Consider the following 20,777-nt stretch of genomic DNA (forward strand, 5'->3'; position numbering starts at 1 on the left):
GCCGGACGTACGGACGAACCGCCGGTCGGCCGGTCAGCCGGCCGTGCGGACGAAGCGGCGGTCGGCCGGTGCCAGCTCGACGGCCGGTCCGGCGGCGCGCAGCACCACGTCCAGCACCCGCTGGGGGTCGGCGGCGTAGCTGTGGGCGAACCACGGCAGGTTGGCCTCGACCACGGCCCAGTGCTCGGCCGGGTCGTACGGGTCGGCGATCGGACCGACGTCCAGGGCGACGGCGCTGGGCAGGGTGTCGCCGACGGCGGCGAGCAGACGGCGGGCGAAGGCGAGGGCCCCGGCGGTGACCGGCGCCGGATCGAGCCGGCCGAAGCGGGCGTAACGGCTGCCGGTGACCACCTCGCCGTCCCGGACGAACAGCCGGTACTCGGCGGCGAAGGTCACCGGCTCGCTGACCAGGACGGGCGTGTCCGGGCCGATCCGCTCGCCGGTGCGCGGCAGCCGGGAGCCGTCCGGGTAGACGGCGGGCGGCACCGACTTGTCGGCGGGCGGTTTGACGAAGGCCGGGTGGCGCAGCGTCCAGGCCTCGGCGAGCGTGGTGAGCTCGATCCGGCGGCGGGTGAACTCCTCGGGGAGGCGGGCCAGCCAGTCGTCCGCGGGTTCGAGCAGGGCGAGACCGAGCGGACCGGCGATCCGGGCGGCGGCGAGCGGCCCGCCGTACCAGTGGACCGGCCGCCCGGCGAGCCGCTCCACCGTGCCCGGGACACCGGTGCTGAGGACTGCGGTGTCCAGGCCGCGTCGGGAGGCGGCCCCGGCGAGCAGCACGGTGGTGCTGGTCCGCTGGGCCGAGGTGAGCAGGACCCGGTCGGTCGTGACCGGGCCGGTCCCCGCGGGCGCCGGTCCGGTCACGACCGGGGCCGGAACTCGTGGACGACCTCGATGCGGCCGACGAGGTGCCGGTTGAACTCGTCCAGCTCCTCGGCGGGCACCCAGAGCTCCAGGATCGTCCGGCCGCCGGCCTGCCGCACCGGGTAGCGGGCGAGGAAGTCGGTCTCGACCTCGAAGCGGGTGACGTAGCCGACGCCGGAGGCCGGCACGTTCCAGTCGCGGGCGATCCGGATCGCGTAGTCCTCGTTGAGAACGGGGTAGAAGATCGGCTGGTCGGGCAGCCGGGGCGGCCAGGCACGCCAGTCGGCGGCCTCGACCAGCGCCAGCTCCTCGGGGCCGGTGGGGCGCCAGAGGGTGGTGGTCGGGGGCGTCGGGACGGGCGTGCTGTTCATGAGCCGGGACGGTAGCCGGGCCACGCCGGGCCCGGCCACCGGTTTTGCCCGCTCGGCGAGGGCTCGTCGGCGGTGGCCCGTCGGCGACGGCCCGTCGGCGGGTAGCTCGCCAGCGGGTAGCTCGTCAGCGACGGCTCGCCAGCGGGTAGCTCGCCAGCGGGTAGCTCGTCAGCGACGGCTCGCCAGCGGGTAGCTCGTCAGCGGTAGGCTGACTCGCCGGTGATGGCCTCGCCGAGGATCAGGGTGTGGATCTCGCTGGTGCCCTCGTAGGTGAGCACCGACTCCAGGTTGTTGGCGTGCCGCAGCACCGGGTACTCGGTGGTGATGCCGTTGGCCCCGAGGACGGTCCGGGCGCTGCGGGCGATCTCCAGCGCGGTGCGGACGTTGTTCAGCTTGCCGAAGCTGACGTGCGGCGCGCGGGCCGCGCCCTCCTCCTTCAGCCGGCCGATCCGCAGCGCCACCAGATAGGCCTTCTCCACCTCCAGCATCATCTCGACCAGCTTCTGCTGGGTCAGCTGGAACCCGGCGATCGGACGGTCGAACTGGATCCGGCTCTTCGCGTAGTCCAGGGCGGCGGTGTAGCAGTCGCGGGCGGCGCCGACGGTGCCCCAGAGGATGCCGTAACGGGCCTCGTTGAGGGAGGAGAGCGGCCCGCGCAGGCCGACCACCCCGGGGAGCACCGCGTCGGCGGGCAGGACCACCTCGTCGAAGGCGAGCTCACTGGTGACGGAGGCCCGCAGGGAGAGCTTGCCGTGCACGTCGGTGGCGGTCAGGCCGCGGGTGCCGCGCTCGACCAGGAAGCCTCGCACACCCTCCTCGGTCTGCGCCCAGACCACGGCGACGTCGGCGATGCTGCCGTTGGTGATCCACATCTTGCTGCCGGACAGCACCCAGTCGCCGCCCTCGCCGCCCTTCCGGACCGCCCGGGTGCGCATGTTGGCCGGGTCCGAACCGAAGTCGGGCTCGGTGAGGCCGAAGCAGCCGATCAGCTCACCGGCGGCCATGCCCGGCAGCCAGCGCTGCTTCTGCTCCTCGGAACCGAAGGCGTGGATCGAACGCATGGCGAGCGAGCCCTGTACGGAGACGAAGCTGCGCAGCCCGGAGTCCGCCGCCTCCAGCTCCATGCAGGCCACCCCGTACGCCACCGCGCCGGCGCCCGCGCAGCCGTAACCGTCGAGGTGCATGCCGAGCACGCCGAGGGCGCCGAGTTCGGGGGCGAGCTCGCGGGCCGGGAAGACCCCGCGCTCGAACCAGTCGCCGATGTGCGGGCGGATCCGTTCCTCGGTGAACCGGCGGACGGTGTCACGGATCAGCCGCTCCTCGTCGGAGAGGAGGTCGCCGACGGCGAGCAGGTCGGACGGATCGATCCGGGTCGGCTTCGTCATCGAAGCTCCTTGTAGTCTCGGCGCGGTACCGGTCTCGGCCGCCGGTCACGACCACCGGTCTCTGCTGTCCCGGCGGTTGCGGCGGAGTACCGGCGAGTATTCCGCACCGGGCCGGGCGGTGGGTGAGCGCGAGCGAGTGAGGAAAGCGACATGAGTGGCTTCGAGGCCGGCTACGCCGTCGGCCGGGTGACGGCGGAGGAACTGCACGGCGTGGCGCCGGAACTGGCCACCCTGCTGGTGGACACCGTGCACGGCGGCGCATCCCTGGGCTTCCTCGCGCCGCTGGACCACGGTGCGGCCACCGGGTGGTGGCGGGCGCTCGGCCCGGACCTCGCGGACGGGCGGCTGCTGCTCTGGACGGTCCGGGCGGAGGCGGACGGGCGGCTGGCCGGGACGGTGCAGCTGCGCCCGGCGGCGACCGCGAACGGCCGGCACCGGGGCGAGGTGGCCAAGCTGATGGTGCATCCGGCGGACCGCGGGCACCGGCTGGCCGGTCGGCTGCTGACGGCGCTGGAGGAGCGGGCGCGCGAACTGGGCCTGCGGCTGCTGGTGCTGGACACCGAGACGGACAGTCCGGCGGAGCGGATGTACGAGGCGGCGGGCTGGACCCGGGTCGGCTCGGTGCCGGACTACGCGACGGACCCGGACGGGGTTCCGCACCCGACGACGATCTTCTTCAAGGCGCTGGGGGGCTGACGGGTGACGGCGGGTAACAGCTGACAGATTTCAGATTTCAAAATCTGAAATCTGAAATCTGTCAGCTGTTATCTGTTCGCTGAAAGCTGTCGGCTGTCGGCCCTCGGCTGTCGGCTGTCAGCCGCCCGCCCCGCTCATCCCACCCCGCACAGGCGGAGCACCGCCGTCGTCGCCGCGCCCGCGACGACCACCAGCGGGAACGGCGCCCGACGCAGCGCGAGCACTCCCGCGACCAGTACGCCCGCCGGGCGGGCCCACCCCGCGAAGTCGTGGCCCTGGGTCAGCGCGCCGGTCGCCACCAGGGCGACCAGCAGCACGGCCGCCGCGACCGCGAGCAGGTGCCGCAGCCGGTCCGAGAGGGCGAGCCGGCCGCCGAGCAGCGGCCCGGCGATCCGGAAGGCGTACGTCCCGACCGCCAGCAGCAGCACCGCGTACAGCGGCATCATCGGACCGCCTCCTTCGCCACGGGCGCCACTCGCGCCAAAGAGCCGTCCATGTCTCCCACGTCTCGCGCCTCTCCCACGTCATCCGCCTCTCCCCCGTCTCCCCCGCCTCCCGCACCCGGCCGCCCCGCGAACAGCAGCCCGACGAGGGCGAGCAGCACCGGCAGCCCGGCGGGGACGAACGGCGTCGCCCCGACCGCCACCACCGCGCCCACCACGGCGGCCGTACGGGTGCGCCGGTCCGTGAGCGAGGGCAGGACGAGCGCCAGCAGCACGGCCGGGAAGGCGGCATCCAGGCCCAGCGCGTCCGTGTCGCCGATCAGTCCGCCGGCGGCGGCGCCGAGCAGCACGGAGACGTTCCACACCACGTACAGGGCGATCCCGCAGAGCCAGAACGCGGCCTTGCGCCGTCGTGGTTCGCTCTGCTGCAGGGCGAAGGCGGCGCTCTCGTCGGTGATCAGCTGCGCGCCGAGCAGCCGCCGCCACCACGGGCCGTCGAGGGCGTCGGCCACGGTGAAACCGAAGGGCAGCAGCCGGGCGTTGAGCACCAGCCCGGTGGCGACGGCCGCGAGCGCGCCGCCGCCGGACAGCACCACGCCGACCGCCGCGAACTGGGAGCCGCCGGCGAAGACGAGGACGGAGAGCGCGATCGGCACCCAGAGGGGCAGACCGCCGGAGACGCTGATCGCGCCGAAGGAGGCGCCGACGAGGGCGTCGGCCAGGCAGACCAGGGCGATGTCACGAAGGGTGGCATGCTCCAGTGTTCGGAGTAGCGAACGCATGTCCATTAGAGTGAACCCATCGCCCCTGGTTCGTCAAGGCGAACGATTGGACCGACAGAGCGAACGTCCATCGCCTCGGGCATCCCCACAGGCCCGGACAGCCGTGGCAGCATGAACGGCACCGGCCGCGCCGGGCACTGGACGCACCGGCCACCGGACGTCAGGCGTCAGGCGTCAGGCGTCAGGCGCCGGTGTCCGGGGAGCAGCAAGGAGCCAGAGGAAAGCGTGAGTGGCGAGCATGAGTGACCAGACCACCCCGGCCGCGGCGGCCACCCCGGCCGGCGGCTCCGGCACCGAGCTGATCGGCCAGATCGCCGCCTCGATCCGACGCGAGCGCGAGCGCAGCGGGCTGTCGATGGCCGAGCTGGCCCGGCGCGCGGGAATCGCCAAGTCGACGCTCTCCCAGCTGGAATCGGGCGCCGGCAACCCCAGCGTGGAGACCCTGTGGGCACTCGGCGTCGCCCTGAACGTGCCGTTCAGCCGGCTGGTCGACCCGCCGCGCCCGGTGGTCAAGGTGATCCGGGCCGGCGAGGGCCCGGTGACCCACTCCGAGCGCGCCGACTACGCGGCCACCGTGCTCTCCTCCTGCCCGCCCAACGCCCGCCGCGACATCTATCGGATCGAGGCGCAGCCGGGCGAGACCAGGGCCTCCGACCCGCACATGCCCGGCACGGTCGAGCACGTGATGATCGGCTCCGGGCGCGCGCTGGCCGGGCCGACGGAGGCGCCGGTCGAGCTGGGCCCGGGCGACTACGTGAGCTACCCGGGCGACGCCCCGCACGTGTTCCGCGCGCTGGCCCCGAACACCCTGGCGGTGATCGTGATGGAACACATCTGACGACTGGTCAGCCACTGACCGGTCGGCCGGGGATCACTTCAACAGCCGGTCCAGGAAGGGGTTTCCGAACACCCGGTGCGGGTCGTGCCGGTCCAGGACGGCGACCGCCTCGTCCCAGCCGGACCCGCCGCCGGCCCGCAGGCCGTCGGGGATGACCCGGTCGATCAGGTCCGGGTCGGACCAGGCGGCGTCGGCCGTGTAGGCCCAGCCCTTGGACCACTCGACCCGCAGGCCCGCCCTGGTGCCGTCGAAGGTACGCAGCAGCCACTGCTCCAGGTCCCGGGCGAACCGTTCCAGCCCGGGGGTGCCGGGGAAGGAGAGGACGTCGAGCCAGACGGCCGTGTCCCACTCCGGACGGTCGGCGCGCGGGCGCAGCGCGGACAGCAGCGGGGGCCGGGCGCCGGGGACGCCGGAGTACGCCGGGTCGTCCAGGCCGGTGACCCTGATCTCCACCGCACCGTTCACCGGATACTCGCCCCGGGACCGGTAGTCGGCGAGCAACGTCCGGTAGTACGCGGCGAATTCGCTGACCACCCACTGCAGGTCGGCCCGCCGGGCGAGGATCGCGTAGCCGTTCGCGGTGACCCGCAGGGTGGTGGGCCGGACGTACTGCAGGAGGGTGCGCGAGGGGCCCCAGAGGTCGGAGTGCAGCCCGCCCGCGAGGAGATGGGTGAGCACGTCGCCGCTGAGCAGCCCCCGGAGCAGTCCACCGGAGAGGAGGACGTCCGTGATGTCTCCGGTGAGCCCCACCTTCGCGACCAGGTACTGGAGTTGGCCGAACAGCGGGGCCGATCCCCAGGCGCCGGAGACGATGTCGCCGGCGAGCCGGGCCACCGGTTCCGGCACGTTGTCCGAGAAGGGGTAGTTGTAGGGGTGGTCGACGGTGAGGGAGGCGAGCGGCTTGGCCGGGGCGACGCTCCAGGTCTTGAGCCAGGGGTAGTCGGTGTAGGCGAACCAGATCGCCTCGGCCCGGCCGTCGCGCTCCACGAACTCGGCGAAGGTCCGCGGTCCGCTGCCACCCGCCCCGCCCCCGAGCACACCGCCCAGCACTCCCCCGAGCAGACCACTGCCACCACCACCGCCACCACCGCCACCACCGGCACCACCGCCGGCCGCCGCGCCCGGGCGGGCGAAGAGCTCGCTCGCCGGGATGTCGAGCCGGCTGACGCAGCGCAACGACCGGTCGGCACCGGCCCGCAGGACGACCTCGGTGAGGAAGGCACGGCCCAGGTGCACCAGGAAGGCGGCGCTGTCCGCCTCGGAGCGGTCGAAGGTGCGCAGCGCGTAGCGGCCGGTGGCCGGGTCGAGGACGACGGCGGTGAGCCGGACGACCTGGTTGCTCACCGAGCCGTAGCCGTGCCCGTCCGGCCGCACCTCGCCCGCGGCGGGGACGGCGGTGCCGTGGCCGCCGATCGCGAGCACGCCGCCGACGGTGATCTCACCGGGGGCCGGACAGGCGGTCAGGCCGAGGCCGCGGTCGGCCAGGTGCGTGAGCAGGGCCTCCATGGTGGCGCCGGTCTGCACCCGGACGGTGGTGGGCGAGTCGGCGCTGATGGCGGTGAGGTGGCGAGCGGTGTCCACGAGCAGGACGCGGGCGCTCTCCGGGGTCCCGTCGGCGACGGTGAGCGGCGCCCAGGTGTGCCGGTAGCCGGAGGCGCGCAGGCGCCAGCCGTTGGCGTGCGCCCAGTCGGCGAGCGCCGGGACCTCCTCGGGGGTGCGGGGCGCGCAGGTCCACAGCTGGTCGGTGCGGATCTCGCCGGACCAGTTCTGGAAGACCCGCTGGTAGAGCTCGGTGCCGACGGGCAGTCCGGGCGGTACGGGCGCGGCGGCCCGGGCGCTGTCCGGTCCGACGGTGCCGCGCAGGACCCAGGCCGCGCCGCCGAGCGCGGCCGACGCGCCGAGCAACTGCCGGCGGGTGAGCCCGCCCCCGGCGCCGCCCGTCACGCCCACCACACCCGCGGTGCCCGAAGTGCCCGCCGTACTCCGTCGTTCCTTGGTCATCCGTCCGTCCGCCCTCGCGCTGGGTCCCCCCGGGCCGAGCTGCGGCCGACCGGGCGGGCCGGCGGTGTCCGCCGGCCCGGAAGGAGCGTACGAAGCGCCGTACGGCGGTTTGAAGCAATACCTCCGATGAATCACTCCTTCGAGTGAGTGTGACCCGAACGGTCCCCGGGCAGGGTCGGCGTGGGGCAGCCACGGCGGCCTACGCGTAGCGCCGCCGCCGGTCGGGGGCCGTGCCGGGCTCGCCGGAACCCGATCACCCCCGCCGGAAATACCCGGGCCCCGTGCGCGGCTGTCGTGATCGGAAGATCCGTTCCGGGCCGGCCGGCCCGCACAGGAGGTGCAGCGCGCGATGGGTGACGAGCAGGCGAAGCCGCAGGAGTACCGGGTCGAGCACGACTCGATGGGCGAGGTCCGGGTGCCGGCCGCCGCGAAGTGGCAGGCGCAGACGCAGCGGGCGGTGGAGAACTTCCCGGTGTCGGGGCAGCGGCTGGAGCGCGCGCACATCGCCGCGCTGGCCCGGATCAAGGCGGCGGCGGCCCGGGTGAACGCCCGCCTCGGGGTCCTGGACGAGGAGACGGCGGAGGCGATCGTGTCGGCGGCCGAGGAGGTCGCGGAGGGCCGCTGGGACGACGAGTTCCCGGTGGACGTGTTCCAGACCGGCTCGGGCACCTCGTCCAACATGAACACCAACGAGGTGATCGCCACCCTGGCCGGGGAGCGGCTGGGCCGCCCGGTCCACCCGAACGACCACGTCAACGCGAGCCAGTCGTCCAACGACGTCTTCCCGTCCTCGATCCACATCGCCGCGACCGCCGCCGTGACGCACGAGCTGATCCCGGCGCTGGAGCACCTGGCGGAGGCACTGGAGCGCAAGGAGGCCGAGTTCGCGACGGTGGTCAAGTCGGGCCGTACGCACCTGATGGACGCCACCCCGGTCACGCTCGGCCAGGAGTTCGGCGGCTACGCGGCGCAGGTGCGGCACGGGCGGGAGCGGCTGCTGGCCACGCTCCCCCGGGTCGCCGAACTCCCGCTCGGCGGTACGGCGGTGGGCACCGGCATCAACACCCCGCCCGGCTTCCCGGAGGCGGTCATCGCGGAGGTGGCCCGCGCCACCGACCTGCCGCTGACCGAGGCCCGGAACCACTTCGAGGCGCAGGGCGCGCGGGACTCCCTGGTCGAGCTGAGCGGTCAACTGCGCACGGTGGCGGTCGGCTTCACGAAGATCGCGAACGACCTGCGGTGGATGGGGTCCGGTCCGCGCACCGGGCTCGGCGAGATCAACCTGCCGGACCTGCAGCCGGGTTCGTCGATCATGCCGGGCAAGGTGAACCCGGTGCTGCCCGAGGTGGTGCTGATGGTCGCCGCCCAGGTCGTCGGCAACGACGCGACGGTGACGCTGGCCGGCGCGAGCGGCAACTTCGAGCTGAACGTGATGCTCCCGGTGATCGCCCGCAACGTGCTGGAGTCCGTCCGGCTGCTCGCCAACAGCGCCCGGCTGCTGGCGGACCGGACGGTGGACGGCGTCACCGCCAACGTCGAGCGGGCCCGGGAGTACGCGGAGTCCTCGCCCTCGGTGGTGACCCCGCTCAACCGGTACATCGGCTACGAGGAGGCCGCGAAGGTCGCCAAGCAGTCGCTGGCCGAGCGCAAGACGATCCGTCAGGTGGTGCTGGAGCGGGGCTACGTCGAGCAGGGCAAGCTCACCGAGAAGCAGCTGGACGAGGCGCTGGACGTGCTGCGGATGACTCACCCGTAGGTCGATGGCCCAGCCATAGGTCACCGCGAAGAGGACGAAGCGGTGCGCCGGGGCGCGGTGGGCGGTTGCGCCCTCCGCGCCCCGGCACGGGCTGCGGGGAGGATCAGCCCCTGGCTCGGCCGGCCCGGCCGCGCCGCATTGCCGCTCCGTTCGACGTCATGGTGGCCATCGAGATCGCCGCGAGCCCGAGCAGGAACATCACGGCACCGACGATGATGCAGGTGACGATGTTCTTGCCGTGCGCCACGGAACCGGAGACCGCCCACGGGGAGATGATCGTCCAGACACCGAGCGCGGTGGCCGCCCAGGCCCTCGCGTGGGTGCGCTCGTAGGCCGTGCCGTAGCCGGCCATCAGCAGGGTGTAGGCCAGACCCACGATCAGGCAGGTCACGGTCAGGGTGCTGAACGCGGTGAAGCCGACGATCCATGGCGATGCCGCCAGGAAGAGGCCGGCCAGTACGGCCAGGGCTTCGATGCCCTGGGCCCGGGGGGTCGAGGTGACCCGCTCGTAGTGTTCTCGAAGTTCGACGATGTCCGGATGGTGCTCCATGCCCGTCGGGATATGGGTTGCCACCGATACCACCTCCTGTGGTCCGGAACCTGGGGGTCGCGTTCCTCCCGTGAAGGCGCACGCCCCGTAACCATTCTGGCCCTTCTCCATCGTTTTGCACCCGATCGTCCGTAATGATCGATAACCATCCGATCACGCCGGTGACCTGCGTCTCAACACCGCGAGGCGCCATTGCCTATGCAACTCGTTGCATAGCAGGATGCGGGGCATGGCACTGGAGCACGCGATCCTCGTCTCGCTGTTGGAGCGGCCCGGCTCCGGCTACGAGCTGGCCCGACGCTTCGACCGCTCCATCGGGCGCTTCTGGACCGCCACCCACCAGCAGATCTACCGGGTGCTGCGGCGCATGGAGGCGGACGGCTGGATCGCCGCGGAGGAGGTCGCCCAGGACGGGCGCCCGGACAAGAAGGTCTACTCGGCGGCCGGGGACGGACGGGCCGAGCTCGCCCGCTGGCTGCGGGAACCGGTCGAGCCGGAGACCGTCCGGCACGAGCTCGCGGTCAAGATCCGGGCCGCCGCCTTCGACGACCCGGCCGCGCTGATCTCCGAGGTCGAACGCCACCGCGAGGGCCACGCCGCCCTGCTCGCCCGCTACCTGCACGGTGAGCAACGGGACTTCCCCGACCTCGACGCGCTCGACGCCCGCCAGGAGCTGCAGCACGTGGTGCTGCGCGGCGGCATCGAGTACGAGCGGATGACCCTCGACTGGCTCGACGACGTGCTCGCCATCCTGCGCCGACTCGCCGCGGACCGGCCGTCCTGACACGCCGGCCGCCGCACCTTCCACCCGCGTTCCACACCCTCGACCCCCGGGAGCCCGTGATGCTCTTCAACCCGCGCACCTACGACCCCGCCCAGTTCGACGAGCCGACCCGCCGGCTGCTGCGCGCGACCGTGGACTGGTTCGAGTCCCGCGGCAAGAAGGCGCTGATCGACACCTACATCGACCGCAGCTGGTACGGCGACTTCCTCGAATTCGCCGCGAAGGAAGGCCTGTTCGCGGAGTTCCTGACCCCGTCCGCGGCCGACCCGGCCAAGCGCTGGGACACCGCGCGGATCGCCGAGCTCAACGAGATCCTCGGCTTCTACGGCCTCGGCTACTGGTACACCTGGCAGGTCACCATCCTGGGCCTCGGACCGGTCTGGCAGAGCGAGAACGAGGCCGTCCGGGCCCGCGCCGCCCGGCTCCTGGCGGAGGGCCACGTCATGGCGTTCGGCCTCTCCGAGCGCACCCACGGCGCCGACATCTACTCCACCGACATGATCCTCACCCCGGACGGCGAGGGCGGCTTCACCGCGACCGGCCCCAAGTACTACATCGGCAACGGCAACGTGGCCGGCCTGGTCTCGGTGTTCGGCCGCCGCTCGGACGTCGAGGGCCCCGAGGGCTACGTCTTCTTCGCCGCCGACAGCCGCCACGAGGCGTACCACCTGGTCAAGAACGTGGTGAACGCCCAGATGTACGTCAGCGAGTTCCGCCTCGAGGACTACCCGGTGCGCGCCGAGGACGTGCTGCACACCGGCCAGGCCGCCTTCGACGCCGCCCTGAACACCGTCAACGTCGGCAAGTTCAACCTCTGCACCGCCTCCATCGGCATCTGTGAGCACGCGATGTACGAGGCCGTCACGCACGCCCACAACCGGGTGCTGTACGGCCGGAAGGTCACCGACTTCCCGCACGTCAAGCGGGAGCTGACCGACGCGTACGTCCGCCTGGTGGCGATGAAGCTGTTCAGCGCGCGGGCCGTGGACTACTTCCGCACCGCCTCCGCCGAGGACCGCCGGTACCTGCTGTTCAACCCGATGACCAAGATGAAGGTCACCACCGAGGGCGAGAAGGTCATCGACCTGATGTGGGACGTCATCGCGGCCAAGGGCTTCGAGGCGGACACCTACTTCGACAAGGCGGCGAAGGACATCCGCGGCCTGCCGAAGCTGGAGGGCACCGTCCACGTCAACCTGGCGCTGATCCTCAAGTTCATGGGCAACTACCTCTTCGCCCCGGCCGATTACGCCCCGGTGCCGTCCCGCCTGGACGCCGCCGACGACGCCTTCCTGTTCCGCCAGGGCCCGGCCCGCGGCCTCGGCGCGATCCGCTTCCACGACTGGCGCGCCGCCTACGACCGCCACGCGCAGCTGCCCAACGTCGCCCGGTTCCGCGAACAGGCCGACAGCTTCTGCGAGTTGCTGCTCAGCCACGCGCCGAGCAAGGAGCAGCAGGCGGACCTGGACTTCCTGCTGGAGATCGGCCAGCTGTTCGCGCTGATCGTCTACGGCCAGCTGGTGCTGGAGCAGGCCGAGTTGACCGGTCTGACGGCGTCCGACGAGGGCGGCGACGTCCTCGACCAGGTCTTCGACGCCCTGGTCCGCGACTTCTCCGCGCACGCCACCGAGCTGCACGGCAAGGCCTCCACCACCGAGGAGCAGGCCGCCTGGGCGCTGGCGAACGTGCGCCGCCCGGTGTCGGACGCGGCGCGGGCCGCGCGGGTGTGGGAGCGGGTCACGGCACTCTCGGGCGCGTACGAGATGCAGCCGTAGCGACGGCGGCGCCTTGGCGACCGCGGCGCCGTAGCGGCTGCGGCAACGTTCGGAAGGACCCCGGGGGTGCCGGTCGGCGGACCGGCACCCCCGGTCTCACCCGGTCACGGATCAGCCGACGCCCCGGCCGACGTTTCAGCCGTCGCCCAGGCCCATGTCGCGGGCCCGGGCGACCGCCTCGGCACGGGTGGCGACGTGCAGCTTCTCGAAGATGTGCGTGATGTGGTTGCGGACGGTCTTCTCCGCGACCACCAGCTCCCGGGCGATCCGCCGGTTGTCCAGCCCCCGCGCGACCAGGTCCAGCACCTCCGCCTCGCGGGCGGTGAGGTCCGGGAACAGCTGCCCCGCCTCGCGCATCCGGGCACCGGCCAGCAGGGCCGTGATCCGCCCGGCCACCTCCCCGCCGAACACCGCGCCGCCCGCCGCGACCGTCCGTACCGCGTGCAGCACCTCCTCCCGACCGGCACCCTTGACCAGGTAGCCGCGCGCACCCGCCTGGAGCGCGGCGAGCAGGTTGCCGTCGTCGTCCGACATGGTCAGCATCAGCACCGGCGGCGGCGCCTCCTGGGTGGCGAGCCGACGGACGGCCTCCAGCCCGGAGCCGTCGGGCAGCGAGAGGTCCATGATCACCACGCTCGGACGGTGCCGGGCGACCGCCTCCGGGACGTCGGCGACCCGCTCGGCCTCGGCGACCACCAGGACGCCGTCGGCGCTCTCCAGTGCCGCCTTCAACCCCTCCCGGAAGAGGGGGTGATCGTCGACGATCAGTACACGGACGGGCTTTGCCTCACCCGGGTCCGCGAGTGCCAGCGGCTGTTCTTCATCCACACGGCCGACACTACCAGCGCCCGACTGGCTACTTTCCGTGACATGCTCGGAAGTCGTCCGCGTGGCGGGCGCGCGGGACGGATCCGGCCGGGCACCGGGACCGCGGTCGGGGACAGGATCCGAGACCGCTGCCTCAGGCGCCCGGGACACCGGGCCGCCGAAACTGGACCTGACTTGGTCCACGCGGCCGGCCGGCCCGCCGACCGGCCGCGAGTCCGTACCGCCGGGGGGTCGCACCACCGGAGTCCACCCCACCGGCCCAGCCCGTCTGCGAGGTGGTGCCATGACCACGGTGGCCTCCGTCCGGCGCCGTACGCCGGCCCAACGACAGCTCACCGCCGCGGCGGTCGTCATGGCGGTCTGCCTCCTCGCCGCCACGCTGTGGATCTGCTACGTGCTCGTCCACCTCGGCGATCCGGGCGTGTCGGTGCCCCGCGACGAACTCGCGATCCTGGTCTACGCCCTGCCGACCGCGGGGGCGGGCATGCTGCTGCACGCCCACCGGCCGGGCAGCCCGCTCGGCTGGGTGATGCTCGTCTACGGGCTGACCGACATCGTGCAGTTCGCCGCGGCCGCCCCGATCTGGGTCGAGGTCACCGACCCCGGCATCGTCGGCGCCGTCGCCGTCCTCGACGCGCTCTTCCGGTCGGTCAACGTCACGATCTTCTACGTGTTCCCGCTCTGGCTTCCGGGCGGCCGGCTGACCACGCGGCGCTGGTGGTGGTACGTCGCGGCCGTCGCGGTCTACGTGGTGCCGGAGATGTCCCAGCGGCTCGCCCTCCCGAAGGTCTTCGGGCGGCCCAACCCGTTCGCCGGCAACCCGCCCGCGCACTGGTTCGGCGTCGCCGCCGACGCGCTGGGCTCGTACGACATGCTGGTCAGCGAATGCCTGATCGGGATCGTGACCGTGGTCCTGCTGACCCGCCTGCTGCGTCCACGCGGCCGGACGGGTGACGCGAGCGACCTCCGGCAGCACCGGCTGCGGGTGGCGGCGATGCTCGGGGCGTACCTGCTGTGGGCCGGGATGCAGGACGTGTACTCGCGCACCTGGACCGAGCACTACTGGCTCAGCTACTCGCTGTTCGCCGCCACCGGGCTGGTGTGGGCGCTCGCGGTGGGCTTCCTGGTCGTCCGGGACCGCGGCTGGCGGCTCGACCGGGCGGCCCGCAGCGTGCTGATCGGACTGCTGCTGGGCACCGGGGTCACCGGGCTGTTCGTGGCGACCGCCGCCCTGCTCTCCACCTGGCTGCTGCCGGGGCGCGGCGGGGCGGCGCTGCTGCTGATCGCCCTGGTGTACGCGCTCGGCGCGGCCCTGCCGCGGGCGGCGCGGCGGGTCGTCGCCCTGGTGGACCGGCTGTACTACGGCGAACGCGCCCAGCCGTACCAGGTGCTGCGGACGCTCGCGGGGCGGGTGCGGCAGGTGGTCGACCCGGCGCGGCTGCCGGAGACGCTGTGCGCGACGGTCGCCGAGGAACTGCGGCTGCCCGGGGTCGCCCTGGCCGTCACCACCCGGGCCGGGCGGCGCACGCTGGCCACCGCCGGACGGCTGGACGGCCACCGCCAGGACTTCGCCCTGGTCCACAACGGGCTGCCGATCGGCGAGTTGACCGTCGGACTGCGGGCGGGCGAGGAGCGGCTGGAGGCCAGCGACGTCGACATCCTGCGCTCGCTCGCCGACCAGGCCTCGCCGGCCGTCGCCTCGCTGCGGCTCCAGGAGGACCTGCAGGCCAGTCGGGAGCAGATCGTCGCCGCGCGGGAGGAGGAGCGGCGGTGGCTGCGACGGGACATCCACGACGGGCTCGGGCCGGCGCTGGCCGGGTTGCGGCTGCGGGTGGACAACGCGGCCACCTCGGCGGACGACGGGCTCGCGGACACGCTGCGCGGGGTCTCGGACGGCCTGGGGATGACGATCAAGGAGGTCCGCCGGATCACCGACCGGCTCGGACCGGCGCCGCTCGGCGAGTTCGGGCTGGCCCGGGCCGTCCGGCAGCTGGCGGACACCTTCGGCGGGACCGGGTTGACCGTGACGGCGGAGGTGTCGCCGGACCCGCTGCCCGAGCTGCCGGCGGCGGTGGAGGTCGCGGCGTACCGCATCACGGCGGAGGCGCTGAACAACGTGCTCCGGCACGCCCGGGCTCGGACGGCCTGGGTCTCGCTGCGGGTGGACGAGGAGGCGCTCACGCTGGTCGTCCGGGACGACGGGGTGGGGTTCCGGCCGGACGCCGACGCCCCGGTGGACGGCGACTTCCGGGCGGACGGCAGCGGGGTGGGGCTGCAGTCGATGGCGGACCGGGCGGCGGAGATCGGCGGCCACTGCTCGATCCTGCCGCTGTCGTCGGGCGGGGGCACCCAGGTGCTGGCGGTGCTGCCGCGCTCGGCTGCGACGGGGCGGTGAGCCGGGTGGGTGGACCCCCGTGAGCCGTCCGGTGACAGCGGACGACAGACAGCGAACAGATGACAGATTTCGAAATCTGAAATCTGTCATCTGTTCTCCGTCATCTGTTACCTGTTATCTGTCACCCGTCACCCGCGCCCTGCGCGGGCCGCCATCGGCTCCGGTCAGGAAGCGGGGTCCGGAGGCTGGGCACAGGTGCCGGGCTGGCAGCCGGGCGGCGGGTTCGGCCCGGGAGCCAGCGCGTTGGAGGCGCCGGACGCCGGGGAGAGGCTCGAGCAGGCATTGCGCACCGCGGTGACCGCCGCGACCGCACCTGCCAGTGCGCCCGCCAGCACGCCTGCCGCACAGAACGCCTTGGTGATCGGTTTCGCCGTCATGGGGTGGTCTCCTGATTCTTCCTACGGACCGATCGTGGTCGACCGGTCGCTCTCAACTCTGCGGCCGGACCCGCCCCGAGCGCATGGGCTGGACGTCCCATTCCGGTCCCGACTCGGCGCCCGGAGCGCCGATCCGGCCCAGCACGACGGTGACCGGCCCGCGCGACCCGGCCCGCAGGCCGTACCGCTCCTTGGCCCGGACGTAGATGAGGTCGCCGGGGAAGACCGGCACCTCGCCGAGCTCGCCGAGGAAGGCGCCGACTCCGGAGAGGACCACCAGGAACGCGTCGGCCGCCCGCTCCTCGTACGGTCCGCAGAGGCCGCCGGGGCCGAGGTCCACGGTGCCCACGTCGACCTGTCGCCAGGCGCGGGCGGGCTCCGGACCCGACCGCTGGGCCGGGACGGACTCCCGGCGCGGGGTGGGACGGACGGTGAGCACGGTGGTCGGCGCGCCCCGGACGGCGGTGAGCCGCCAGCTGCTGCCGGGCCGGTGGTGCAGCGCCTCGCCCGGCGAGAGCACCCGGCCGGCCGCGGAGAGTCGGCCGGACAGCACCACGGTCACCGACTCCGCCGACTCGCACGGGAGTTGGTCGACCCGGACACCGGGCGGCAGGGTCTCGACGGTCAGTCCGGCGCGGACGGAAGGCCGCTGTTCCGGGTCGATCAGCCGCCGGAAGACGGGTGCGGTGCGGGGGACGGCCGCGGGTACGACGATCACGGGGTGTCTCCTGGGACGGAGGGTCGGGGGGGTTCAGGGCCGGTCCCGGCGGGCGGCGCGGCGCCGGGCCAGGGCGGCCCGGGTGCCGGCGCTGTGCCGGGGGACGGCGAGGGTGAGGCAGAGCAGTTCGGCGCCGAGCGGCCCGGCTTCGAGCTGCAGCGTGCGGCCCCTGCGGGCCAGCAGCAGATCGCCCTCGGAGGCCAGGTGGTCCGGCTCGTCCGACAGTCGGCCGACCACGGCGGCGCCGCGCAGCACGTGCAGGACGGTCTCGGCGTCGGGCCGGCCGGTCAGCACGTGGTGGGCGCCCGGGCTCAGCCGCAGGTGGTCGAAGGCCTCGCAGGCGCTGGCGAGCATCGAGCGACGGGCCAGCGAGCGGATCCGGACGCGTTCGCCGTTCGGGCCGAGGACGACCATGGCGGCGCCGGTGTCGGTGGTGACGATCATGCGGGTTCATCTCCGCTCGGTGAGGCGGGGCGGCCGGCGGGGACGGCCAGGACGGCGTGGAAGTACTCCATCCCGGCGGTGCCGGCGGTGAGGACGGTCCGGGTGCCGAGGGGCAGGACGACGGCGGTGCCCTCCACGAGGGGGATGCCGGCGTCGCGCGGCTCGGGGTCGCGCGGCTCGGCGTCGCGCGGGTCGGTGTCGTCCGGCGAGGCGTCGCGCGGGTCGGTGTCGTCCGGCGAGGCGTCGCGCGGCGAGGCGTCCGGTGCGGGGTCCCGCCGGACCGCGTGTTCGGGCGGCTCGGCGAGACCGGAGCCGGCGGTCACGTAGAGCGCGTGCTCGACGCCGTCGGCGGCCACCTCGGTGCTGTGACCCGGTTCGAGCCGCTGCAGACCGACGCCGCGCAGCGGCCCCGCGAGCAGTCGGCCGGGGTCGACGGCGCCGCGTCGGCGGAGATCGGTGATGACGGTGCCCGGCATGTCGGGCGCTCCTTCCGGTGGCCGGCGGGCCCTGCGGTCCGCCTCTGTGACCAACCGTGCGCCGCCCGCTGTCCCGGCCACACGGGGGTTCCGTCCCGTCCTGCTCCCGGCGTGATCCCGGCCCGATCCCGGGCCCGCCCGGGCCCTGCCGGTCCGGTCCCGGGTCGGGCCCGGGTCGGGCCCGGGTCGGACCCACCCGCTGTCCCGGGCCGTTCCGCTCCTGCTCGGGCCCCGGCCCGACGCCCTGTCCCGGACGCCCCCCCGGGGTCCGCCCACCGCCCAGCTCAGGCCGACGGAACGGCCCCGCCCGGAACGACGTACGGTGGAACCGGAGGCCGTGTCATGCACGTCACCGGAACCCACTTCACCCCCTTCGCCGACCGCACCGACGCCGGCCGACGGCTGGCCGCACTCCTCGGCCACCTGGGCGGCCCCGACACCGTCGTCGTGGCGCTGCCGAGGGGCGGGGTCCCGGTGGCCGCCGAGGTGGCCCAGGCGCTCGACGCCCCGCTGGACATCTGCGTGATCCGCAAGCTCGGCGTGCCGTACCAGCCCGAGCTGGGCATGGGGGCGATCGGCGAGGACGGGGTCCGGGTGCTGAACGAGCAGGTCATCCGGCTCGCGTCGGTCAGCGACGCCCAGCTGGCCGGGGTGGAGCGGCGTGAGCGCACCGAACTGGAGCGCCGGGCCCGCCGCTACCGGGGCGACCGCCCGCCCGCGGACGTACGCGGTCGCACGGTGGTCGTGGTGGACGACGGCATCGCCACCGGCTCCACCGCCCGGGCGGCCTGCCGGATCGTCCGGGAGCGGGGCGCGGCCCGGGTGGTGCTGGCCGTGCCGGTGGCTCCCCCGGACTGGACCGACCGCCTGGCGGAGGTCGCCGACGAACTGGTCTGCGTCGACACGCCGTCCCCGTTCTTCGCGATCGGCGAGTTCTACGCCGACTTCTCGCAGACCGGGGACGAGGAGGTGCTACGACTGCTCGCCGAGGCCCGGGAGCGGGAGCGGGACCGGAAACAGCGGAACCAGCGGGACCGGAAGAGCGGCCGGGCCCGCGGAGACCCGACCGCCGCCACCCCGGTCGACCGCGAGCTGGTGCTGACCGCCGGCGGGGTCCGCCTCGCGGGCCGGCTGACCGTGCCGGCCGGCGCGCTCGGCGTCGTGGTCTTCGCGCACGGCAGCGGCAGCGGGCGGCGCAGCCCGCGCAACCGGTACGTGGCCGAGCAGCTGAACCGGGCCGGGCTGGCCACGCTGCTGTTCGACCTGCTCACCGCGGCCGAGGAGCCGGACCGGCGCAAGGTGTTCGACGTGGGACTGCTGGGCTCCCGGCTGACCGCCGTCGCCCGCCACCTGGGCGCCGGCGCCGACTCCGGCTCCGACACCAGCTCCGCCCCTGACGTCGATGACGTCGACGGCGTCCCGGAGACCCGCCACCTGCCGCTGGGCCTGTTCGGCGCCAGCACCGGCGCCGCCGCCGCGCTGCACACCGCCGCCGAGCTGGGCCCGGCCGTACGCGCGGTGGTCTCCCGGGGCGGCCGCCCGGACCTCGCCGGGTCCGAGGTCCTGGCGCGGGTGAGTGCCCCGACCCTGCTCGTCGTCGGTTCGCTGGACACCACCGTCCTGGACCTCAACCGGCGGGCCGGAAGCAGGCTGCGCTGCGAGAGTGAACTGGCGGTGGTGCCCCGCGCGACCCACCTCTTCGAGGAGCCCGGAACCCTCGACCAGGTCGCTGAGCTGGCCCGGAACTGGTTCCTGCGACACCTCCCAGAACCGGTTCCGCGGCCGTGAAACCACCGGACGGCCACCGGAGGACAGCCGAAGGACCGCCGAAGCGGATTGCGCAGACTTCGGGCGTCGCCCTCGATCGGCAGCACATTTTGCGCAGTGCAGGACGGCAAACGCCGATCAGCTTGTACACATTGAGCAGTGAAAAACCGACCTGTTGCCCAACCACCCCGACAGGAGCAAGCTCTCCGCAACCGCACCGCCCACCCATTCACGGTGCGGCCGCGATCCAGCGGATGCCTCAGAGTCGAGGCCCGAAGTGGAGGAACGACCGATGACCACGCAGTCCCACGCCCTTGAGTTGACCCCCGAGGAGCGCGAGGCCGGTCTCGACGCCGACCAGCTGCGCCGCCTCGTCGGCCTCGTCGAGCACGACCAGGCCACCGACCCCTTCCCGGTCACCGCCCAGGACGCGGTCGTGTTCGTGGTCGGCAACGCCACCCAGACGGCCCAGTTCTACCAGGTCGTGTTCGGCATGGAGCTGGTCGCCTACTCCGGCCCGGAGACCGGCCGCCGCGACCGCAAGGCGTACGTGCTGCGCTCCGGCTCCTGCCGCTTCGTGATCAAGGGCGGCGTCCAGCCGGACAGCCCGCTGCTGGACCACCACCGCCGCCACGGCGACGGCGTGGTCGACCTCGCCCTGGAGGTCCCGGACGTCGACAAGTGCATAGAGCACGCCCGCGCGTCCGGCGCCACCGTCCTCGAGGAGCCGAACGACGTCTCGGACGAGAACGGCACCGTGCGCCGCGCGGCCATCGCCACCTACGGCGAGACCCGCCACACCCTGATCGACCGCTCCCGGTACCACGGCCCCTACCTGCCGGGCTACGTCGTCGCGGAGAGCCGGGTCCAGCACCCGGAGGGCTCCCCCAAGCGCCTCTTCCAGGCCCTCGACCACGCCGTCGGCAACGTCGAGCTGGGCCGGATGGACGAGTGGGTGTCGTTCTACAACCGCGTCATGGGCTTCGTGAACATGGCCGAGTTCGTCGGCGACGACATCGCCACCGAGTACTCCGCGCTGATGTCCAAGGTCGTCGCCAGCGGCAACCACCGGGTGAAGTTCCCGCTCAACGAGCCGGCCATCGCCAAGAAGAAGTCCCAGATCGACGAGTACCTCGAGTTCTACACCGGCCCGGGCTGCCAGCACATGGCGCTCGCCACCAACGACATCCTCACCACCGTGGACATCCTGCGCGCCCGCGGCGTGGAGTTCCTCAACACCCCGGACGCCTACTACGACGACCCGGAGCTGCGCGAGCGGATCGGCAAGGTCCGCGTACCGATCGAGGAGCTGAAGAAGCGCGGCATCCTGGTCGACCGCGACGAGGACGGCTACCTCCTGCAGATCTTCACCAAGCCGATCGGCGACCGTCCGACCGTCTTCTACGAGTTCATCGAGCGGCACGGTTCGCTGGGCTTCGGCAAGGGCAACTTCAAGGCGCTCTTCGAGTCGATCGAGCGCGAGCAGGACCGACGCGGCAACCTGTGATCGTCGGAGAGCTCTGACGAACG

20 protein-coding genes are annotated in these 20,777 nt (G+C 73.3%); 8 read left to right on the forward strand and 12 right to left on the reverse strand.

Annotated elements, in window-relative coordinates; genetic code table 11:
- Positions 1–33: 33 nt before the first annotated feature.
- The 3 genes from ACYP53_RS37820 to ACYP53_RS37830 form a co-directional block, all read right to left on the reverse strand.
- Positions 34–861, reverse strand: a complete 828-nt coding sequence (locus ACYP53_RS37820) for an ATP-grasp domain-containing protein (protein ID WP_459650715.1) — start codon at positions 859–861, stop codon at positions 34–36.
- A complete protein-coding gene (locus ACYP53_RS37825) occupies positions 858–1,232 on the reverse strand; it encodes a hypothetical protein (RefSeq protein WP_459650716.1) in 375 nt (124 codons plus the stop codon). The genes ACYP53_RS37820 and ACYP53_RS37825 overlap by 4 nt, the downstream gene beginning before the upstream one ends.
- Before the next feature lie 197 nt (positions 1,233–1,429).
- On the reverse strand, positions 1,430–2,617 hold the full coding sequence (locus ACYP53_RS37830; RefSeq protein ID WP_189913861.1) for an acyl-CoA dehydrogenase family protein: 1,188 nt from the start codon (positions 2,615–2,617) through the stop codon (positions 1,430–1,432).
- Positions 2,618–2,767: 150 nt separating this feature from the next.
- Here ACYP53_RS37830 and ACYP53_RS37835 point away from each other — a divergent pair, with 150 nt between their 5' ends.
- Positions 2,768–3,313, forward strand: a complete 546-nt coding sequence (locus tag ACYP53_RS37835; protein ID WP_459650717.1) for a GNAT family N-acetyltransferase — start codon at positions 2,768–2,770, stop codon at positions 3,311–3,313.
- A 134-nt stretch (positions 3,314–3,447) separates the two neighbouring features.
- Here the strand turns inward: ACYP53_RS37835 and ACYP53_RS37840 are convergent, their stop codons facing one another.
- Entirely contained in the window at positions 3,448–3,756 is a 309-nt protein-coding gene (locus ACYP53_RS37840) for an AzlD domain-containing protein (protein WP_189914103.1), read from the reverse strand.
- The gene (locus ACYP53_RS37845) at positions 3,756–4,538 is read right to left on the reverse strand and encodes an AzlC family ABC transporter permease (protein WP_459650718.1); all 783 of its coding nucleotides are present in this window, start codon (positions 4,536–4,538) and stop codon (positions 3,756–3,758) included. The genes ACYP53_RS37840 and ACYP53_RS37845 overlap by 1 nt, the downstream gene beginning before the upstream one ends.
- A 238-nt stretch (positions 4,539–4,776) precedes the next feature.
- On the opposite strand from ACYP53_RS37845, the gene ACYP53_RS37850 reads away from it, so the two are divergent.
- Entirely contained in the window at positions 4,777–5,376 is a 600-nt protein-coding gene (locus tag ACYP53_RS37850; RefSeq protein WP_189914104.1) for a helix-turn-helix domain-containing protein, read from the forward strand.
- A gap of 33 nt (positions 5,377–5,409) precedes the next feature.
- Here the strand turns inward: ACYP53_RS37850 and ACYP53_RS37855 are convergent, their stop codons facing one another.
- Complete coding sequence (locus ACYP53_RS37855; RefSeq protein WP_459650719.1) at positions 5,410–7,377, reverse strand: cholesterol oxidase substrate-binding domain-containing protein; 1,968 nt, start codon at positions 7,375–7,377, stop codon at positions 5,410–5,412.
- Between the two features lie 349 nt (positions 7,378–7,726).
- On the opposite strand from ACYP53_RS37855, the gene ACYP53_RS37860 reads away from it, so the two are divergent.
- On the forward strand, positions 7,727–9,133 hold the full coding sequence (locus tag ACYP53_RS37860) for a class II fumarate hydratase (protein WP_459650720.1): 1,407 nt from the start codon (positions 7,727–7,729) through the stop codon (positions 9,131–9,133).
- A 103-nt stretch (positions 9,134–9,236) separates the two neighbouring features.
- On the opposite strand, the gene ACYP53_RS37865 is transcribed toward ACYP53_RS37860, so the two are convergent.
- Positions 9,237–9,683, reverse strand: a complete 447-nt coding sequence (locus tag ACYP53_RS37865) for an SPW repeat protein (RefSeq protein WP_189913866.1) — start codon at positions 9,681–9,683, stop codon at positions 9,237–9,239.
- A 229-nt stretch (positions 9,684–9,912) separates the two neighbouring features.
- On the opposite strand from ACYP53_RS37865, the gene ACYP53_RS37870 reads away from it, so the two are divergent.
- Complete coding sequence (locus ACYP53_RS37870; RefSeq protein ID WP_459650721.1) at positions 9,913–10,467, forward strand: PadR family transcriptional regulator; 555 nt, start codon at positions 9,913–9,915, stop codon at positions 10,465–10,467.
- 59 nt (positions 10,468–10,526) lie between these two features.
- Positions 10,527–12,242 (forward strand): acyl-CoA dehydrogenase family protein, encoded by a 1,716-nt coding sequence (locus ACYP53_RS37875; protein WP_459650722.1) that lies wholly within the window; start codon positions 10,527–10,529, stop codon positions 12,240–12,242.
- A 135-nt stretch (positions 12,243–12,377) separates the two neighbouring features.
- On the opposite strand, the gene ACYP53_RS37880 is transcribed toward ACYP53_RS37875, so the two are convergent.
- Positions 12,378–13,070: a response regulator gene (locus tag ACYP53_RS37880; protein ID WP_459650723.1), complete on the reverse strand. Its 693-nt coding sequence runs from the start codon at positions 13,068–13,070 to the stop codon at positions 12,378–12,380.
- A 283-nt stretch (positions 13,071–13,353) separates the two neighbouring features.
- Here ACYP53_RS37880 and ACYP53_RS37885 point away from each other — a divergent pair, with 283 nt between their 5' ends.
- A complete protein-coding gene (locus ACYP53_RS37885; RefSeq protein ID WP_459650724.1) occupies positions 13,354–15,465 on the forward strand; it encodes a sensor histidine kinase in 2,112 nt (703 codons plus the stop codon).
- A 164-nt stretch (positions 15,466–15,629) separates the two neighbouring features.
- Here ACYP53_RS37885 and ACYP53_RS37890 read toward each other — a convergent pair whose 3' ends face one another.
- The 4 genes from ACYP53_RS37890 to ACYP53_RS37905 are packed head-to-tail and all read right to left on the reverse strand — an operon-like array spanning position 15,630 to position 17,480.
- Positions 15,630–15,842, reverse strand: a complete 213-nt coding sequence (locus ACYP53_RS37890) for a hypothetical protein (protein WP_189913870.1) — start codon at positions 15,840–15,842, stop codon at positions 15,630–15,632.
- 52 nt (positions 15,843–15,894) lie between these two features.
- On the reverse strand, positions 15,895–16,560 hold the full coding sequence (locus tag ACYP53_RS37895) for a hypothetical protein (RefSeq protein ID WP_459650725.1): 666 nt from the start codon (positions 16,558–16,560) through the stop codon (positions 15,895–15,897).
- Positions 16,561–16,593: 33 nt separating this feature from the next.
- On the reverse strand, positions 16,594–17,004 hold the full coding sequence (locus ACYP53_RS37900) for a pirin family protein (protein ID WP_189913872.1): 411 nt from the start codon (positions 17,002–17,004) through the stop codon (positions 16,594–16,596).
- Positions 17,001–17,480: a hypothetical protein gene (locus ACYP53_RS37905; protein ID WP_459650726.1), complete on the reverse strand. Its 480-nt coding sequence runs from the start codon at positions 17,478–17,480 to the stop codon at positions 17,001–17,003. Before ACYP53_RS37905 ends, ACYP53_RS37900 begins: the two co-directional genes overlap by 4 nt.
- Positions 17,481–17,822: 342 nt before the next feature.
- Between ACYP53_RS37905 and ACYP53_RS37910 the strand changes: the two genes are divergently transcribed.
- Both ACYP53_RS37910 and hppD read left to right on the forward strand, forming a co-directional pair.
- Positions 17,823–19,268, forward strand: a complete 1,446-nt coding sequence (locus ACYP53_RS37910; RefSeq protein ID WP_459650727.1) for a phosphoribosyltransferase family protein — start codon at positions 17,823–17,825, stop codon at positions 19,266–19,268.
- 271 nt (positions 19,269–19,539) lie between these two features.
- A complete protein-coding gene (hppD, locus tag ACYP53_RS37915; protein ID WP_459650728.1) occupies positions 19,540–20,754 on the forward strand; it encodes a 4-hydroxyphenylpyruvate dioxygenase in 1,215 nt (404 codons plus the stop codon).
- The last annotated feature ends 23 nt before the right edge of the window (positions 20,755–20,777 follow it).

The organism is Kitasatospora sp. Ki12 (assembly GCF_054601375.1).

Excerpts from the sequence above, each read along its gene's own strand:
- ACYP53_RS37830 (WP_189913861.1), bottom strand. The coding sequence starts at position 2,617 with ATGACGAAGCCGACCCGGATCGATCCGTCCGACCTGCTCGCCGTCGGC.
- ACYP53_RS37840 (WP_189914103.1), bottom strand. The coding sequence starts at position 3,756 with ATGCCGCTGTACGCGGTGCTGCTGCTGGCGGTCGGGACGTACGCCTTC.
- ACYP53_RS37855 (WP_459650719.1), bottom strand. The coding sequence starts at position 7,377 with ATGACCAAGGAACGACGGAGTACGGCGGGCACTTCGGGCACCGCGGGT.
- ACYP53_RS37905 (WP_459650726.1), bottom strand. The coding sequence starts at position 17,480 with ATGCCGGGCACCGTCATCACCGATCTCCGCCGACGCGGCGCCGTCGAC.
- ACYP53_RS37860 (WP_459650720.1), top strand. The coding sequence starts at position 7,727 with ATGGGTGACGAGCAGGCGAAGCCGCAGGAGTACCGGGTCGAGCACGAC.
- ACYP53_RS37825 (WP_459650716.1), bottom strand. The coding sequence starts at position 1,232 with ATGAACAGCACGCCCGTCCCGACGCCCCCGACCACCACCCTCTGGCGC.
- ACYP53_RS37865 (WP_189913866.1), bottom strand. The coding sequence starts at position 9,683 with ATGGAGCACCATCCGGACATCGTCGAACTTCGAGAACACTACGAGCGG.
- ACYP53_RS37910 (WP_459650727.1), top strand. The coding sequence starts at position 17,823 with ATGCACGTCACCGGAACCCACTTCACCCCCTTCGCCGACCGCACCGAC.
- hppD (WP_459650728.1), top strand. The coding sequence starts at position 19,540 with ATGACCACGCAGTCCCACGCCCTTGAGTTGACCCCCGAGGAGCGCGAG.
- ACYP53_RS37900 (WP_189913872.1), bottom strand. The coding sequence starts at position 17,004 with ATGATCGTCACCACCGACACCGGCGCCGCCATGGTCGTCCTCGGCCCG.
- ACYP53_RS37890 (WP_189913870.1), bottom strand. The coding sequence starts at position 15,842 with ATGACGGCGAAACCGATCACCAAGGCGTTCTGTGCGGCAGGCGTGCTG.
- ACYP53_RS37845 (WP_459650718.1), bottom strand. The coding sequence starts at position 4,538 with ATGCGTTCGCTACTCCGAACACTGGAGCATGCCACCCTTCGTGACATC.
- ACYP53_RS37850 (WP_189914104.1), top strand. The coding sequence starts at position 4,777 with ATGAGTGACCAGACCACCCCGGCCGCGGCGGCCACCCCGGCCGGCGGC.
- ACYP53_RS37835 (WP_459650717.1), top strand. The coding sequence starts at position 2,768 with ATGAGTGGCTTCGAGGCCGGCTACGCCGTCGGCCGGGTGACGGCGGAG.
- ACYP53_RS37885 (WP_459650724.1), top strand. The coding sequence starts at position 13,354 with ATGACCACGGTGGCCTCCGTCCGGCGCCGTACGCCGGCCCAACGACAG.
- ACYP53_RS37870 (WP_459650721.1), top strand. The coding sequence starts at position 9,913 with ATGGCACTGGAGCACGCGATCCTCGTCTCGCTGTTGGAGCGGCCCGGC.
- ACYP53_RS37875 (WP_459650722.1), top strand. The coding sequence starts at position 10,527 with ATGCTCTTCAACCCGCGCACCTACGACCCCGCCCAGTTCGACGAGCCG.